General features: G+C 37.3%; 14 protein-coding genes. 9 read left to right on the plus strand and 5 right to left on the minus strand.

Annotated elements, in window-relative coordinates:
- Positions 1–20: 20 nt before the first annotated feature.
- The 7 genes from hisD (at position 21) to hisIE (ending at position 6,640) form a co-directional block, all read left to right on the plus strand.
- Positions 21–1,304, plus strand: a complete 1,284-nt coding sequence (hisD, locus tag DHD80_RS08730; RefSeq protein WP_251740782.1) for a histidinol dehydrogenase — start codon at positions 21–23, stop codon at positions 1,302–1,304.
- Positions 1,305–2,357, plus strand: a complete 1,053-nt coding sequence (hisC, locus tag DHD80_RS08735; RefSeq protein WP_251740783.1) for a histidinol-phosphate transaminase — start codon at positions 1,305–1,307, stop codon at positions 2,355–2,357.
- Complete coding sequence (hisB, locus tag DHD80_RS08740) at positions 2,350–3,489, plus strand: bifunctional histidinol-phosphatase/imidazoleglycerol-phosphate dehydratase HisB (protein ID WP_251740784.1); 1,140 nt, start codon at positions 2,350–2,352, stop codon at positions 3,487–3,489. Before hisC ends, hisB begins: the two co-directional genes overlap by 8 nt.
- Positions 3,489–4,082 carry an imidazole glycerol phosphate synthase subunit HisH gene (gene hisH, locus DHD80_RS08745; RefSeq protein ID WP_251740785.1) on the plus strand — a complete coding sequence of 198 codons (594 nt, stop codon included), beginning with the start codon at positions 3,489–3,491 and terminating at the stop codon, positions 4,080–4,082. Before hisB ends, hisH begins: the two co-directional genes overlap by 1 nt.
- Before the next feature lie 132 nt (positions 4,083–4,214).
- Positions 4,215–4,940, plus strand: coding sequence for a 1-(5-phosphoribosyl)-5-[(5-phosphoribosylamino)methylideneamino]imidazole-4-carboxamide isomerase (gene hisA / locus DHD80_RS08750; protein WP_251740786.1), 726 nt, complete (start codon positions 4,215–4,217; stop codon positions 4,938–4,940).
- Positions 4,941–5,166: 226 nt separating this feature from the next.
- Positions 5,167–5,922, plus strand: coding sequence for an imidazole glycerol phosphate synthase subunit HisF (gene hisF / locus DHD80_RS08755; RefSeq protein ID WP_251740787.1), 756 nt, complete (start codon positions 5,167–5,169; stop codon positions 5,920–5,922).
- Between the two features lie 100 nt (positions 5,923–6,022).
- Entirely contained in the window at positions 6,023–6,640 is a 618-nt protein-coding gene (gene hisIE / locus DHD80_RS08760) for a bifunctional phosphoribosyl-AMP cyclohydrolase/phosphoribosyl-ATP diphosphatase HisIE (protein ID WP_251740788.1), read from the plus strand.
- A gap of 5 nt (positions 6,641–6,645) precedes the next feature.
- Here the strand turns inward: hisIE and DHD80_RS08765 are convergent, their stop codons facing one another.
- The 5 genes from DHD80_RS08765 to DHD80_RS08785 all read right to left on the minus strand — a co-directional run bounded on the left by DHD80_RS08765 (position 6,646) and on the right by DHD80_RS08785 (position 12,093).
- On the minus strand, positions 6,646–6,831 hold the full coding sequence (locus DHD80_RS08765; RefSeq protein WP_251740789.1) for a pirin-like C-terminal cupin domain-containing protein: 186 nt from the start codon (positions 6,829–6,831) through the stop codon (positions 6,646–6,648).
- A 3-nt stretch (positions 6,832–6,834) separates the two neighbouring features.
- Positions 6,835–7,572, minus strand: a complete 738-nt coding sequence (locus tag DHD80_RS08770; RefSeq protein ID WP_251740790.1) for an NYN domain-containing protein — start codon at positions 7,570–7,572, stop codon at positions 6,835–6,837.
- Positions 7,573–7,668: 96 nt separating this feature from the next.
- Entirely contained in the window at positions 7,669–8,553 is an 885-nt protein-coding gene (locus DHD80_RS08775) for a cation diffusion facilitator family transporter (protein ID WP_251740791.1), read from the minus strand.
- 106 nt (positions 8,554–8,659) lie between these two features.
- Entirely contained in the window at positions 8,660–9,499 is an 840-nt protein-coding gene (locus tag DHD80_RS08780) for a DUF1853 family protein (protein WP_251740792.1), read from the minus strand.
- Between the two features lie 428 nt (positions 9,500–9,927).
- Positions 9,928–12,093 (minus strand): S9 family peptidase, encoded by a 2,166-nt coding sequence (locus tag DHD80_RS08785; RefSeq protein WP_251740793.1) that lies wholly within the window; start codon positions 12,091–12,093, stop codon positions 9,928–9,930.
- Positions 12,094–12,364: 271 nt separating this feature from the next.
- Here DHD80_RS08785 and DHD80_RS08790 point away from each other — a divergent pair, with 271 nt between their 5' ends.
- Positions 12,365–13,153, plus strand: a complete 789-nt coding sequence (locus DHD80_RS08790; RefSeq protein ID WP_251740794.1) for a tRNA pseudouridine(38-40) synthase TruA — start codon at positions 12,365–12,367, stop codon at positions 13,151–13,153.
- A gap of 33 nt (positions 13,154–13,186) precedes the next feature.
- Complete coding sequence (gene corA, locus DHD80_RS08795) at positions 13,187–14,278, plus strand: magnesium/cobalt transporter CorA (protein WP_251740795.1); 1,092 nt, start codon at positions 13,187–13,189, stop codon at positions 14,276–14,278.
- The last annotated feature ends 4 nt before the right edge of the window (positions 14,279–14,282 follow it).

Here is a 14,282-nt window from a genome sequence, read left to right on the forward strand (position 1 = left end):
TTTAGTTGAAAAGAAGAAAGATGAAAAAGATAATGGATCCAAAACGGGAAGAATGGCAGGAGGTTTTAAAACGCCCCACGCAAACTGTTGCAAATATTGAGCAAACGGTGAATCAAATCTTTGAGGAAATTCGTTCCAAGGGCGACGAAGCAGTGGCTAAATACACCGATCTTTTCGACAGAATAAAAATCACGAATACAGTGGTTTCTATTTCAGAAATTAAGGAAGCTAAAGATCAAATTTCCGAAGATTTAAAAGATGCCATCCAACTGGCCAAAAAAAATATTGAAACCTTTCATCAGGCTCAAAAAAGAGAAAGAATTTCTGTGGAAACCATGCCGGGAGTTGAATGCTGGCAGGAAAAAAAACCCATTCAAAAAGTTGGCCTATATATTCCCGGGGGTACAGCTCCTTTGTTTTCCTCAATTTTAATGCTGGCAATTCCTGCAAAGATCGCCGGTTGCGAAGAAATAATTTTATGCACACCACCTAATAAAGAGGGAAAAATTAATGAGGCAATCTTGTATGCAGCTGAATTATGCGGAGTTACGAAAATTTATAAAATAGGAGGGATCCAGGCAATAGGTGCGATGACTTTTGGTACTGAAAGTGTACCTCAGGTATATAAAATTTTCGGTCCGGGAAATCAATTTGTCACGGTGGCCAAGCAACTCGCAACGAAGTATCAGGTAGCTATTGATATGCCGGCGGGCCCATCAGAATTATTGATTTATGCTGATGATTCTGCAATTCCGGCCTACGTCGCTTCCGATCTTTTAAGCCAGGCAGAACACGGTGCAGATAGCCAGGTAATCCTCGTGAGTACTTCAGAGAAAATGATCGATTCAGTTTCAGAAGAAATTGAAAGCCAAATAAAAGAATTACCTCGAAGGTCTATCGCTGCAAAGGCCATTGAAAACAGTAAGTTAATCCAGGTAGCTTCAGAAGAAGTTGCTCTGGATTTGATCAATGAATATGGTCCGGAACATTTCATCGTTTGTTCAGAAAAGGAAGCTTTTTTTGTTGATGGAATTCAGAATGCGGGTTCAGTTTTTATAGGAAATTTTGCTCCGGAAAGTGCCGGGGATTATGCATCTGGAACCAATCACACCTTACCAACTAATGGCTATGCGAAACAATACAGCGGGGTGAACCTGGATAGCTTTATGAAAAGTATTTCCTTTCAGAGAATTTCCAAAGAAGGAATTAAAAAAATTGGGCCATCAATTGAGTTGATGGCAGAAGCCGAAGGTTTACAGGCGCATAAAAACGCGGTAAGTCTTAGATTAAAAGATTTAAAATAGATGAAAGATTTTAACTTAGATAATCTGGTTCGAAAGAACATTAAGAATTTAAAAGCTTACTCTTCAGCCCGTGATGAATTTAAAACTGAATCCGATAATATGGTTTTTTTGGATGCCAATGAAAACCCTAACGATAATGGCTTAAATCGATATCCGGATCCACAACAGCAGAAATTAAAAAGAAAACTGGCTGAAGTAAAGAATATTTCTTCGGAAAATATTCTTTTAGGAAATGGAAGCGATGAAGTTTTGGATCTTATTTTTCGAGCATTTTGTGAGCCGGGCATAGACAATGTCATCACCCTGCCGCCCACTTATGGAATGTATAAAGTGCTGGCAGATATCAATAATATTGAAAATAGGGAAGTTCTTTTAAACCATGAATTCGAGCCAGATCTTACCGCAATTTTTGAGAGGATTGAGGATAATACCAAGATCATTTTCCTGTGTTCACCCAACAATCCTTCCGGTAATTCATTTTCTCCAGATAAAATTGAACAAATTTTAAATAAATTTGAGGGACTCGTGGTGATAGACGAAGCCTATATAGATTTTTCAGAAAATGACAGCTGGTTATCAAAACTGCAATCTTACCCTAATTTGATGCTCACCCAAACCTTTTCTAAAGCCTATGGTGCCGCCGGAATTAGACTCGGAATTTTATATGCCTCTAAAGAAATCCTGGAAATTCTAAACCGTATTAAGCCTCCATATAATATAAATGAATTGACACAAAAAACTGGCTTGGAATGCCTGGGTAATATGGATTTAATAAAAAGCCAAATTTCTGAAATCCAAATCGAAAGGAACAACTTATCTAAACAATTACTTGAACTGAATTTTGTTCAAAAAATTTACAAGTCTGATGCGAATTTTTTGCTGATTGAAGTAGATGAGGCAAATAAAAGATATAATCAGTTATTAAAGAAAGATATAGTAGTTCGTAATCGATCAAATCAGCCACTTTGCAATAATTGTTTGCGGATAACGGTGGGTACAAAACCAGAAAATAATAAGTTAATTTCAGCTTTAAAAGAATTGGAAAATGAATAAAGTTTTATTTGTAGATCGCGACGGCACTTTGGTTTACGAACCGGAAGATTATCAAATTGATTCCCTGGAAAAACTGGAATTTTATCCTGGCGCCATTCCTTATCTGGCAAGAATAGCCAGTGAACTGGATTACGAAATTGTAATGGTTACCAATCAGGATGGCTTGGGTACTGAAGATTACCCGGAATCTATCTTTTTCCCTATTCAGGATTTTATCCTCAAAACTTTTGAAAATGAAGGGGTGAAATTTAGTGAAATCCTTATGGATCGTACTTTCGCAAAAGATAAGGCTCTAACCAGAAAGCCCAATACCGGTTTGTTAGAAGAAAAATATCTCCATAACGAAAGTTATGATCTCGCAAATTCCTATATGGTGGGAGATCGTTTGACCGATATGGAATTCGCCTTAAATTTTGGCGGAAAAGGAATTTTTATAGATGGTCATGAAGATCTTGCTCAGGAGGAAATAAAGAAAAATAAAGAGACCGTAACCGGTTGTATTGCTTTAAAAACGAGATCATGGAAAGATATCTATGAATTTTTGAAACTGCAGGATCGAACAGCATCCATTTCCAGGAAAACAAATGAAACCGATATTCAAATCGAGCTAAACCTGGATGGCACTGGAAAAAGTGAAATTTCCACAGGAATTTCTTTTTTCGATCATATGCTGGATCAACTTGCCCGTCACGGTCAAATGGATCTTAAGATTATCGTGAATGGTGACCTGGACGTAGATGAACATCATACGATAGAAGATACGGCAATTGCCTTGGGAGAGGTTTTTCATAAAGCTATCGGGAATAAACTTGGGATTGAAAGATATGGCTTTTGTTTGCCCATGGACGATTGTTTAGCCCAGGCAGCTATTGATTTTGGAGGCAGGAACTGGCTGGTTTGGGAAGCCGATTTTAAAAGGGAAATGATTGGGAAAATGCCCACAGAAATGTTTTATCATTTTTTTAAGTCATTTACAGATGGTGCGAAAGCCAACCTCAATATAAAAGCAGAAGGCACAAATGAGCACCACAAGATTGAAGCGATCTTTAAAGCCTTTGCCAAGGCTATAAAAATGGCGATAAAACGTGATACGGAAAAAATGATTTTACCATCAACCAAAGGAATGCTTTAATGAATATTGTAATTATAGATTATGGCGCAGGAAATATTCAAAGTATCAAATTTGCCTTAAAAAGGCTTGGTTATGATGCCATTTTAAGTGATGATCCTGAAATTATAAAAGCAGCAGACCGGGTTATTTTCCCGGGTGTTGGGGAAGCAGGAAGTGCCATGAAAATGCTGAAAGATAAAAGGCTTCATGAATTGATTCCGAAGTTACAACAACCCGTGCTTGGAATCTGTTTGGGCATGCAACTGATGTGTAATTATTCTGAAGAAGGAAAAACGGAAGGCCTGGGAATATTTGATACGGAAGTTAAAAAATTCAACAAGGATCTTAAAGTTCCGCAAATTGGATGGAATACCATTAAAAACCTGCAAACTTCCTTATTCCAGGATGTTTCTGAAAATGAATATGTATATCTGGTGCATAGTTTTTATGTAGCGGAATGTGAACATGAAATAGCACAAACTAACTATGGGGTAGATTATTCCTGTGCTTTACATAAAGAAAATTTCTATGGAGTACAGTTCCATCCAGAAAAAAGCAGCAAAGCGGGCGAGAAAATATTAGAAAACTTTCTGAAGTTAGAATTGAGAAGTTAGAAGTACTAACTATGAAGAATTTGAAAGATCGGACTAAGCAATTTGCAATAGCCTCAATCAATACTACCAGAAAAAAAATTAATAAATGAAAATAAAAATTTCGTATTTCCAACTTCTAAATTCCTATTTTATATGAGGATAATACCCGCAATAGATATCATAGATGGAAAGTGCGTTCGGCTTTCGAAAGGTGACTACAGCACTAAAAAAGTTTACAACGAAAACCCTTTGGAAGTTGCCAAAATGTTCGAAAGTCACGGAATTCAGTATTTACATTTGGTAGATTTGGACGGCGCAAAGGCTAAACATATTGTAAATCATAAGATTCTGGAAAGTATTGCCAGTAAAACCGATCTAAAAATTGATTTTGGAGGAGGTTTAAAGTCTGATAAAGACCTGAAGATCGCTTTTGAATGTGGGGCAAAACAAATTACCGGAGGTAGTATAGCGGTAAAAGACCCACAGATTTTTGAGAAATGGATTGCAACATATACTTCAGAAAGAATTATTCTTGGAGCAGATGCAAAAGATCGAAAAATCGCTATTTCCGGCTGGCAGGAAGAATCTGACCAGGAAATTATACCCTTTATTCAGAAATATGAAGAAAAAGGAGTAAAATACGTGATTTGTACTGATATTTCCAGGGATGGTATGTTAGAAGGACCTTCATTCGACTTGTATGAAGAAATACTTTCTGAAACTAAAAATATCAGGCTTACGGCTTCTGGAGGAATTTCCAAATTCGATGAACTTCCAAAATTGAAAGATTTGGGTTGTGATGGAGTGATCATTGGCAAGGCGATTTATGAAAACAGAATCAGTTTAAAACAATTGGAAAGGTATATTTTGAAGGGTTGACTATGGACGATGAGTGACGAACAATGAAGTACGAACGACGAGCGCCGAACGGGGGAATAAGCACGACGAGCAAATGCGCCAAAATAATTAGTAAGAAATTAAAATAATAACTTGAGGCAGGATTTAAAAAATAGAACCAAAATTTTTGCGCTGAATTGTTGGCATCTCTGCAAATCAATTCCGAAAACGTGGGAATATCGTCCTTCAAACCTTAAATATTAGAAATATGCTAACAAAAAGAATAATTCCCTGTCTGGATATTAAAAATGGAAGAACCGTAAAAGGGATTAATTTCCTCGATCTCATAGATGCCGGCGATCCTGTAGAACTAGCCGCAGCCTATGCTGAGCAAGGTGCAGATGAATTGGTGTTTTTAGATATTTCAGCTACGGAAGAAAAGAGGAAAACTTTGGCCGATTTAGTGTTGAAAGTTGCGGAAAAACTAAACATTCCATTTACGGTTGGAGGTGGGATCTCTTCCATTGAAGATGTAGATATACTTTTAAAAAATGGAGCTGATAAAGTTTCGATCAATTCTTCCGCAGTGAAGAATCCGCAGCTTATTAATCAGCTTTCCGCTAAATTTGGGAGTCAGTGTATCGTGGTAGCTATAGATGCCAAATTAATCGATGGCCTTTGGAAAGTTCATTTGGTTGGAGGGAAGGTTCCAACAGATCTGGATCTATTCGAGTGGGCAAAGGAAGTTGAAAGGAGGGGGGGAGGAGAAATTTTATTTACTTCCATGGATCATGACGGGACGAAAAATGGTTTTGCCAATGAAGCTTTAGCCAGACTTTCCGAGGAATTGAATATTCCCATCATCGCTTCCGGGGGAGCAGGAAAGGTTGAGCATTTCCAGGACACTTTTATTAAAGGAAAGGCTGATGCCGCACTGGCCGCAAGTGTTTTCCATTTTAAGGAAATTGAAATTTTAGAATTAAAACAGAAATTGAATAATACCGGAATTCCGGTGAGGATTTAGTTTAACCAATCTTTTAATGTACCAATGTACCAATGTATCAATGAAGGGCAGTAAATTAATTTGAAAATAGTTTTACTAAAGACCACGAACTAAAAAAGATATGAACATAGATTTCAATAAAAATAAAGACGGTTTAGTACCAGCCATCATTCAGGATAGTGAAACCAGGAAAGTATTGATGCTTGGTTATATGAACGAAGAAGCATTTCTAAAGACTAATGAAAGCAAAAAAGTTACTTTTTTCAGCAGGACAAAAAACAGATTATGGACGAAGGGCGAGGAAAGTGGAAATTTTCTGAACCTAATATCTATTGAATTAGACTGTGATCGCGATACGCTTTTAATTATGGTTGAATCAGAAGGTCCTGTTTGCCATAAAGGCACCGATACCTGTTGGGGTGAAAATAATGATTTTAATTATGGATTTCTTTCTGAATTGGAAGGAATAATTAATCAACGAAAAAAACTAAGTGAAACGGAACCGGAACTTCGTAAAGAAAATGATAGTTATGTCGTTTCTCTTTTTGATAAAGGGATCAACAAGATTGCCCAGAAAGTTGGAGAAGAAGCTATAGAAACAGTCATTGAAGCAAAAGATGAGAATGATGAGCTCTTTCTCAATGAGAGTGCAGATCTTTTATTTCATTATCTAATTTTACTAAAAGCCAAAGGTTTTGGATTGGATGATATTGTTGAGATTTTGAAAAAGCGACATTAATTGCTTCAGGATCCCATTTTTCCTGAATGAAAATCGTCATAGGCTTGTTGGATTTCCGCTTCACTATTCATCACAAAAGGATTTCCAAAAACAACTTTTTCCTCAAAGGGTTTGGCGTGTCCAAATAATAGGGTTTCCAGATCACCAACAGGATGATATTCTGCTTTATGAAGTTTCTTTAAATTCCTCATTTTCTATCTATTCCTTACATAGATAAGTTTAAACCTTGAATTTGTATTCTCCCGAGATTCAATTTCAAAACTTGGAATAGAATTGATCATGGGAGTCAGCTTTTGAAATCCATAATTTCTGGAATCGAAATTGGGTTGTTTTTTTTGCAACAAACTTCCCACATCACCCAAAAAAGCCCAGCCTTCTTCATCTGCAACGTCATTAATAGTTTGAGAGATTAGCCTTATCACCTTGGGGGTGATCTTGTCCAGATTCGCCTGTTTCTTACCACCTTTCTGTTTTTCTTCCTGTTCAGTACCTTCTTTAGACTGAGCTTTAAGAATTTCGATATATATAAATTTATCACAGGCTACAATAAATGGATCTGGTGTCTTCTTTTCTCCAATCCCAATTACCTTCATACTGGCTTCACGTAACCTTGTGGCGAGCCTTGTGAAATCTGAATCACTGGAAACTATGCAGAACCCCTGTACTTTATTTGAGTACAGAATATCCATTGCATCAATGATCATGGCAGAATCTGTCGCATTTTTTCCCTGGGTGTAGCCATATTGTTGGATAGGATGGATAGCGTTCTCCAAAAGAACATTTTTCCACTTATTTAAATGCGGTTTGGTCCAGTCGCCGTAAATTCTTTTTATCGTAGGGTTACCATATTTGGCAAGTTCCTCCATCATTTCTTTAATGTGTGCTGAAGGTATATTATCGCCGTCTATAAGAACGGCCAGGTTCGTTTCCATGGTTTGAAATAATTTAATTTATCCAAATTTAAGATTTTAAAAATGGAGAACTTTCATATTAGCGGTATTTTAAGAAATATAGGAGTTTTCTAAAATTTAGAGATCCAGCTCATCATCTGGCTCTACATGTATGAGTACATTGGCAATTTCCGGGAGCTGTTCCAGAATTTGGTCTTTTACTTCATGGGCGATATCGTGGCCTTCTTTAACGGTGATATCAGCAGAAACAGCTATATGAAGATCCACATGATAGGTCATCCCGGTTTTACGGATAAAACACTTTTCAGTTTCTACCACCCCTTGATGGGAATTGGCAATATCACGAACTTTAGATTCTATGACCGGGTGCATATGTTCATCCATAATTTCGCCTAGTGCGGGCCTTAAAATGAGATAAGCGTTGTAAAGTATAAAACCTGAAGCAAATAATGCCGCCCAATCATCGGCATTTTCATAGCCTTTTCCCAGAAAAAGTGCGATAGAAATTCCTATAAAAGCCATAAGGGAAGTGATCGCATCACTTCGGTGATGCCAGGCATCTGCCTTTAAGACCGAACTACTGGTCTCTTCACTTTTTTTAGAGATAAACCGATAGAAGACCTCTTTGATAATTACAATAGCAGCAAGGACTATCAGCGTAAAAGGTTCGGGGATTTCATGCGGAGTTCTAATATTCTCAATACTTTCATAGGCAATTATCGTTGCTGAAATTATCAAAAAACCAACCACCATAAATGTTATCAGTGGTTCAGCGCGGCCATGACCGTAAGGATGATTTTTATCAGGTGGTCTGGTAGAATATTTTAAACCGAAAAGAACCAAAATAGACGAGAAAACATCGGTAGTAGATTCGATTCCATCAGCGATAAGGGCATAAGAATTACCGAAAATTCCCGTGATGAATTTTGCGGCCGCGAGCAGCACATTTCCAATGATGCTAAAGTAAGATGCTTTTATGGCCTGTTCTTTCGCCTGCGACATGCTTTAATTTTATTGCAAAATTAGGATAATTGTTTACTTAATGGCAAGAATGTCGTTTTTTGAAAAGAATAATAAAGAAGGCTATCTATTTTGGGAATTTCAGCATTTACCACCAGGTTATAAAAGCAGATTTAAATTGATCATGATTTTTGATCCAGATTAAAGGCGCCCTTTTTTCCTGTAGTTGCTTTTCAATTTTTATTAAAACTTCGGAAGGTTTTTCCCAGGAATTATTTTTTTCAGGATTTAAGCTCCACCCGGTTTTACCCGGAAGTGCCAAAGTTTCAAAATTTCGGCTTAATTCTTTAAATTTTTGAAGATTGGAATAATTGCCGAATAAGGCATCTGGATTGATAAATTCAGAATTAGATTCTATATCTGGTGGAAGAAACAGTTGTGCTTTAAAGCAAATCTGTTGCTGAATTTGCTCCATATCAATATTGAATTTTTTGATCACGTCCCGGGACTCTTTTCTGAATAATAGCGGCAATTGTTTGGATTTTAGTTTATTTAGTTTTTTGGCAAGGGAGTCATTCCGGTTGGGGCCTAGCCATTTTTGGACTTCCGAATCGAAACCGGGATCGTATAAGTAGAACTTATAAATTAGTTCTACATGCAAAGGCTTATTAATTTGATGGTCCCACAGCAAAAAATCAATTTCTCCAAGGGTGATCTTTTCAGAAATGATCTGAATATTTGAACCAATAACCGTATAGCGTTCACTATGATCCATTGCGATCTTAAAAAAACTTTCCATCCGTTTTCCCAAAACTTTATTCCGCGGATGCTCTAAATCTTTTAACTGCTCGATAATTTTATCTGAAATCGCTACTTCAGGAAATTGAAAGTTCTGGAGACCGTCAAAAGTTTCCGTTGAAAACAGGGAAGGGGTTTGGCAAAATCCCTGAAATTGATCTGCCAGTTTTTGAATTTCAGAATCTTTCACGAAGTAGGCTTGTTTTTTATTAGAATATATGCTTATCTGTTTAGACTAACAAGTTTGTCACCTTGAGACCAGTGATAAAAAATTTATCCAGCGAAAACTGACATATTTTTTAGTAGTATCTCATAAGATGCTGAAACAAGTTCAGCATGACGGCAATTCTAAAGATCAGTATCGTCACCCTGAACTGGTTTCAGGGTCTCAATACCTAAATAAATAAAAATACGTCAATGGTAGCGCAGTCGAAAGGTCAAACAAAAATGTCTCGACTGTGCTCAATAGACAATTTTAGTCATGATTTGCCTATTAGGTGCTTTAACGGACAAGTACCTAATAAAAAACCGGCTTTAAGATTTTCCAGTTTTTACCAAATTAAATTTTAATTTGAACTCGTAAGAATTATTAAAGCCGATTTAAAATTTTAAGCCTTGCTAATTCTGCGGATTGATCACAAAATCCTTAGGCGGCGTCATTCCCTTTAAATTTTCAACAAAATAATCCCATCTCTTGCGCATCATATAATAGCTATCCTGCCCGTAACCATGGCGTGCATTCGGAAAGATTAAAAGATCAAAATCTTTGTTCGCCTTGATTAGAGCATCAACGACCAAATAAGTATGATAAGGCGGAACATTATCATCAAGGCCTCCATGCGCCAATAGCAACTTACCCTCGAGGTTTTCCGCATATTGGGCATTGGCATCGGTGACATAAGTTGAAGTGCTATCTGTGGCATCCATAAGCCCTATATACCTTTCAGCCCAGTCATCTTCATAATTCCGGTTATCATGGTTTCCACTTTCGGCGATACCTACTTTATAAAATTCGGGATATTTGAACATGGCGGCAACAGTCGCCGAACCTCCACCGGAATGTCCCCAAACGCCCACCCGGGAAGTGTCGATATACTTATATTTTTCAGCTAATTGTTTAATACCGCTTATTTGGTCTGGCAACGTGTTTTCAGCCAAACTTCCATAACAGGAATCGTGGAAAGATTTTTCTCTGCCTGGATTACAGCTACCTTCCAATACAACTACCACAAAACCTAATTCAGCCAAAGCCTGGTGATCACCACGTGAAGGATAAAATGACCAACGGCCCACGCTACCGCCTTGCGGACCCGGATAAATATAATTTACCACGGGATATTTCTTGCTTTCATCAAGATTAGTGGGAGTAAACATGAGTCCGTAAAGATCCCAATCGCCGGTCTTAGATTTTACCGAAAATTCCGTAGGGGCTTTCCAACCTGTTGCTTCCAGCCTGCTAAGATTTGTTTTTTCAAGTTCTGAAATCTTTTTTCCATTCGCATCCCTAAGCACAGCGCCGCCCGGACTAGATGGGGAAGAATAATTATCTACGAAATAATCGTGATCTGGAGACCAGCTTACCGTATGTGTTCCTTTTTCCGGGGTAAGTTTTTTCAAAGCCTTCCCATTAAATTTCACTTTATATAGATGGCTGAAATACGGATTTTCAGTTTTATCCTCCCCATTCGCCATAAAATAAATTTCTTTATTGTCCTCGTCTATATACTCAATTTCGGTTACCACAAAATCTCCTTTGGTAATTTCATTTTTTAATTTACCAGATTTCGCATCATATAAATAGAGGTGTCCAAAATCATTTCTTTCAGAATACCATATTATTTCATCAGAATCATCTATATAACTCCAGTTGATATTTCCCTGGCCAGATTCGTACTGTGTATCTACTTTTTCTTCGAAAATATTTCTCACTTCCCCGGTTTCAGCATTTGCCATTTTCATTTTAGCCGAGCGGTGATCCCTGGAAGACGAAACGAAATAGAGTCTCGCGGAATCCTCGCTCCAGTCGTTATCATCAAACGCGCCGGAACAGGAAATATCGTCGCACAAAGTGCCACGCCTGGGGTCGGCATCCATATCAAGACGAACCACCTTATTATTTTCAACATTAATAATTACGCGTTCTATCTGAATAACTTTTTCATCCTGTGGTAATGGATACTTCCATTGCTGAAGCTTTGGTGCTCCAATATTCGTAGTAACCAGATACATATCACTCACATGTCGCTGATCCTGTTGAAAAGTGGTAATTTTCTTAGAATCTGGAGACCAGAGTACAATTGGGCGATCGCTTTTTCTCCAACCGGCATTATCGGTGGCATAACCATAATTTTCAATCCCGTCTTTGGTCAGTTGGGTTTCGGTTCCGGTTTCGAGATTCTTCATCCATAGGTTCCAGTCTTTGATATAAACTACTTTTTTGCCATCTGGAGAAATTACTTCATCTCTGGAAACCTCTGGTCGCGTCGTTTCTTCTTTGGGTTTATCCATAAGTTCTTCGGAAGTGGAAGCAGTCTTTTTGTTTCCATTCTTTGGATTGATCATGACGTATTGATCTACGCCATTTTCTGAAGTTTTATAGTATAGATTTCCGTTCTCCCAGTGTGGCTGGATTCGAAGATTATCAATATTAGCTGAACCGTTAAGACTTAGAAAACTCACAGCCCTTTCATAGTCGGCCGTGGTGAGGGAATCCTGATTTATTTGAGCATTAAATTGAAAAGCGAAAAAAAGGCTTAGAAAGAAAGTCGGAATAAATTTTTTCATAAAAATTGAATTGAAATATTGAATTTGAAATATACTAAAAACCAGAAAGAAGTAGAGTGATTTATAAGAATAGCTAGAACTATTGTTTAAAATCCAAAACTTAAGATTTTATTTTCACCTGCTTTTTCCAAACTATCCATCTTGAACCAGAAATGAATCATAAATAAAAAAATAATTTTAATGATGACTTTCTGTTAAAACACCTGCAAACATTAGATAAATTTATCACTTGTAAAGCTTAAGTTTGTATACAAAAATCAATTTTTAAAGTTTGTTCCGAAAGCGTTTTTATTACTTGATAAAAGTTCAGTATTTAGGTTATCGTTTACATGGCTGGCAGAAACAGCCCAATTTGAAAACCGCGGAAGGTTTGATCTTTAAAACCCTAAAATGGGTTTTGCCGGAAGCGAAATTTAAGATTCTGGGAACCAGCAGGACAGATGGTATGGTATCTGCAGAAGAATCGGCTTTTGAATTGTTTTTAGATCACGAACCTTTAGAAGATCTGGAGGCATTTTTGAACCTTTTCAATCAGAATTTGCCCCAGGATATTAGAGCTTTAAAAATTCAGGAAGTAGATGATCAATTTAATATCATCAAACATTCAAAAACAAAGGAATATGCTTATCTCTTTACGTTTGGGAAAAAATTTCACCCGTTCAGCGCACCTTTTATGGCCAATTTTCAGGAAGGGCTGGATATAGTACTAATGAAACAAGGGGCATTACTTTTCAGGGGAACTCATAATTTTCAGAATTACTGCGTACGGGTTTCAGAAAAAAGCACTTTTGAACGTACCATGATTAAATCAGAAATTGTTGAAAACAAGCTTTATACAGCTAGTTTTTTTCCGAAGCAATCCTATCTTTTTCACATTCATGCTGCCGGTTTTTTACGTCATCAGGTTAGATTGATGATGGGAACCCTCGTATTGGTTGGGAGGGGCGAATTAAATTTAGCGCAAATTGAAGAAAGTTTACGACCAGATACCCCACACTTACAAATGGATTATTTAGCCCCCGCATCGGGTCTTATTCTGAATAAAATTGAATTCGAATAGATAATTCTCCTATTTTTATAAAAAACATTGTTTATGGCTAAGCGCAGGTTACATCTTTTAAAACGCCCTAAAAACACCCACACGGTAAACCAGATACCGGGGACGATGACTTATGTTGGCCATAAGGCGGGAAATGAGACCAAGCTGGATGTTATAGATTATAATAAGGAAGCCTATGAGCGTTTTTCTTCCAAATCTACTGAAGATGCTTTTAAATTTATGGATGAGGACAGGATCACCTGGTTTAATATCGACGGACTTAATAATATATCTGAAATTGAAAAACTAGGCAAACACTATGAATTGCATCCTTTGGTCCTTGAAGATATTGTTAATACCGGGCAACGGCCTAAAATTGAAGAGTATCAGGATTATTTATTTATTGTGGCAAAAATGCTTTATTTCGAGCAGAGAGGGGATAGCCATGAGATCGTTCAGGAACATATAAGTTTTATTGTGGGCTCTAACTACCTGCTTTCTTTCCAGGAGTCCGATGGGGATGTTTTTAATCCTGTAAGGGAACGCATTGAGACCGCTAAAGGTAGAATTCGCAGTCGCTCTGCAGATTATTTGATGTTTGCCCTGCTGGATGCAATTATCGATAATTATTTTATCGTTATCGACGATATGAGCGATCGGATTGAAGCCCTGGAAGAAAGTTTGTTTACCGCCCAGCCAAATGACGATATTACCATCGAAATCCAGGATCTAAAAAAGAATATTTTACGCATTCGCCGTGCAGTTTTTCCATTAAGAGAAGTAATAAGCCGTTTAGAGAAGCTGGAAAGTGAATTAATAGAAGAAAAAACAAAAAATTATTTACGGGATCTTTATGACCATATCATTCAGATTTCTGAAAATATCGATATCTACAGGGAAATGATCTGGGGACTGATGGATATGTATATGACCACGATAAGTAACAAAATGAACGAGGTGATGAAAGTGCTTACCATTATGGCAAGTATCTTTATTCCGCTTACTTTTATCGCGGGGATCTACGGAATGAACTTTGAATATATTCCGGAACTGCAATGGCATTACAGTTATTTCGTACTTTGGGGGGTGATGATTTTTGTATTCCTGATGATGCTTTATTATTTCAAACGGAAAAAATGGCTCTAACTTA

It is taken from the genome of Gramella sp. AN32, assembly GCF_023718305.1.
GTDB lineage: Bacteria > Bacteroidota > Bacteroidia > Flavobacteriales > Flavobacteriaceae > Christiangramia > Christiangramia antarctica.

Bases quoted from the DNA above. Each gene is read 5' to 3' on its own strand.
- DHD80_RS08785 (WP_251740793.1), bottom strand. From the start codon at position 12,093: ATGAAAAAATTTATTCCGACTTTCTTTCTAAGCCTTTTTTTCGCTTTT.
- DHD80_RS08775 (WP_251740791.1), bottom strand. From the start codon at position 8,553: ATGTCGCAGGCGAAAGAACAGGCCATAAAAGCATCTTACTTTAGCATC.
- DHD80_RS08770 (WP_251740790.1), bottom strand. From the start codon at position 7,572: ATGGAAACGAACCTGGCCGTTCTTATAGACGGCGATAATATACCTTCA.
- hisH (WP_251740785.1), top strand. From the start codon at position 3,489: ATGAATATTGTAATTATAGATTATGGCGCAGGAAATATTCAAAGTATC.
- hisA (WP_251740786.1), top strand. From the start codon at position 4,215: ATGAGGATAATACCCGCAATAGATATCATAGATGGAAAGTGCGTTCGG.
- hisF (WP_251740787.1), top strand. From the start codon at position 5,167: ATGCTAACAAAAAGAATAATTCCCTGTCTGGATATTAAAAATGGAAGA.
- DHD80_RS08765 (WP_251740789.1), bottom strand. From the start codon at position 6,831: ATGAGGAATTTAAAGAAACTTCATAAAGCAGAATATCATCCTGTTGGT.
- hisD (WP_251740782.1), top strand. From the start codon at position 21: ATGAAAAAGATAATGGATCCAAAACGGGAAGAATGGCAGGAGGTTTTA.
- hisB (WP_251740784.1), top strand. From the start codon at position 2,350: ATGAATAAAGTTTTATTTGTAGATCGCGACGGCACTTTGGTTTACGAA.
- hisIE (WP_251740788.1), top strand. From the start codon at position 6,023: ATGAACATAGATTTCAATAAAAATAAAGACGGTTTAGTACCAGCCATC.
- corA (WP_251740795.1), top strand. From the start codon at position 13,187: ATGGCTAAGCGCAGGTTACATCTTTTAAAACGCCCTAAAAACACCCAC.
- hisC (WP_251740783.1), top strand. From the start codon at position 1,305: ATGAAAGATTTTAACTTAGATAATCTGGTTCGAAAGAACATTAAGAAT.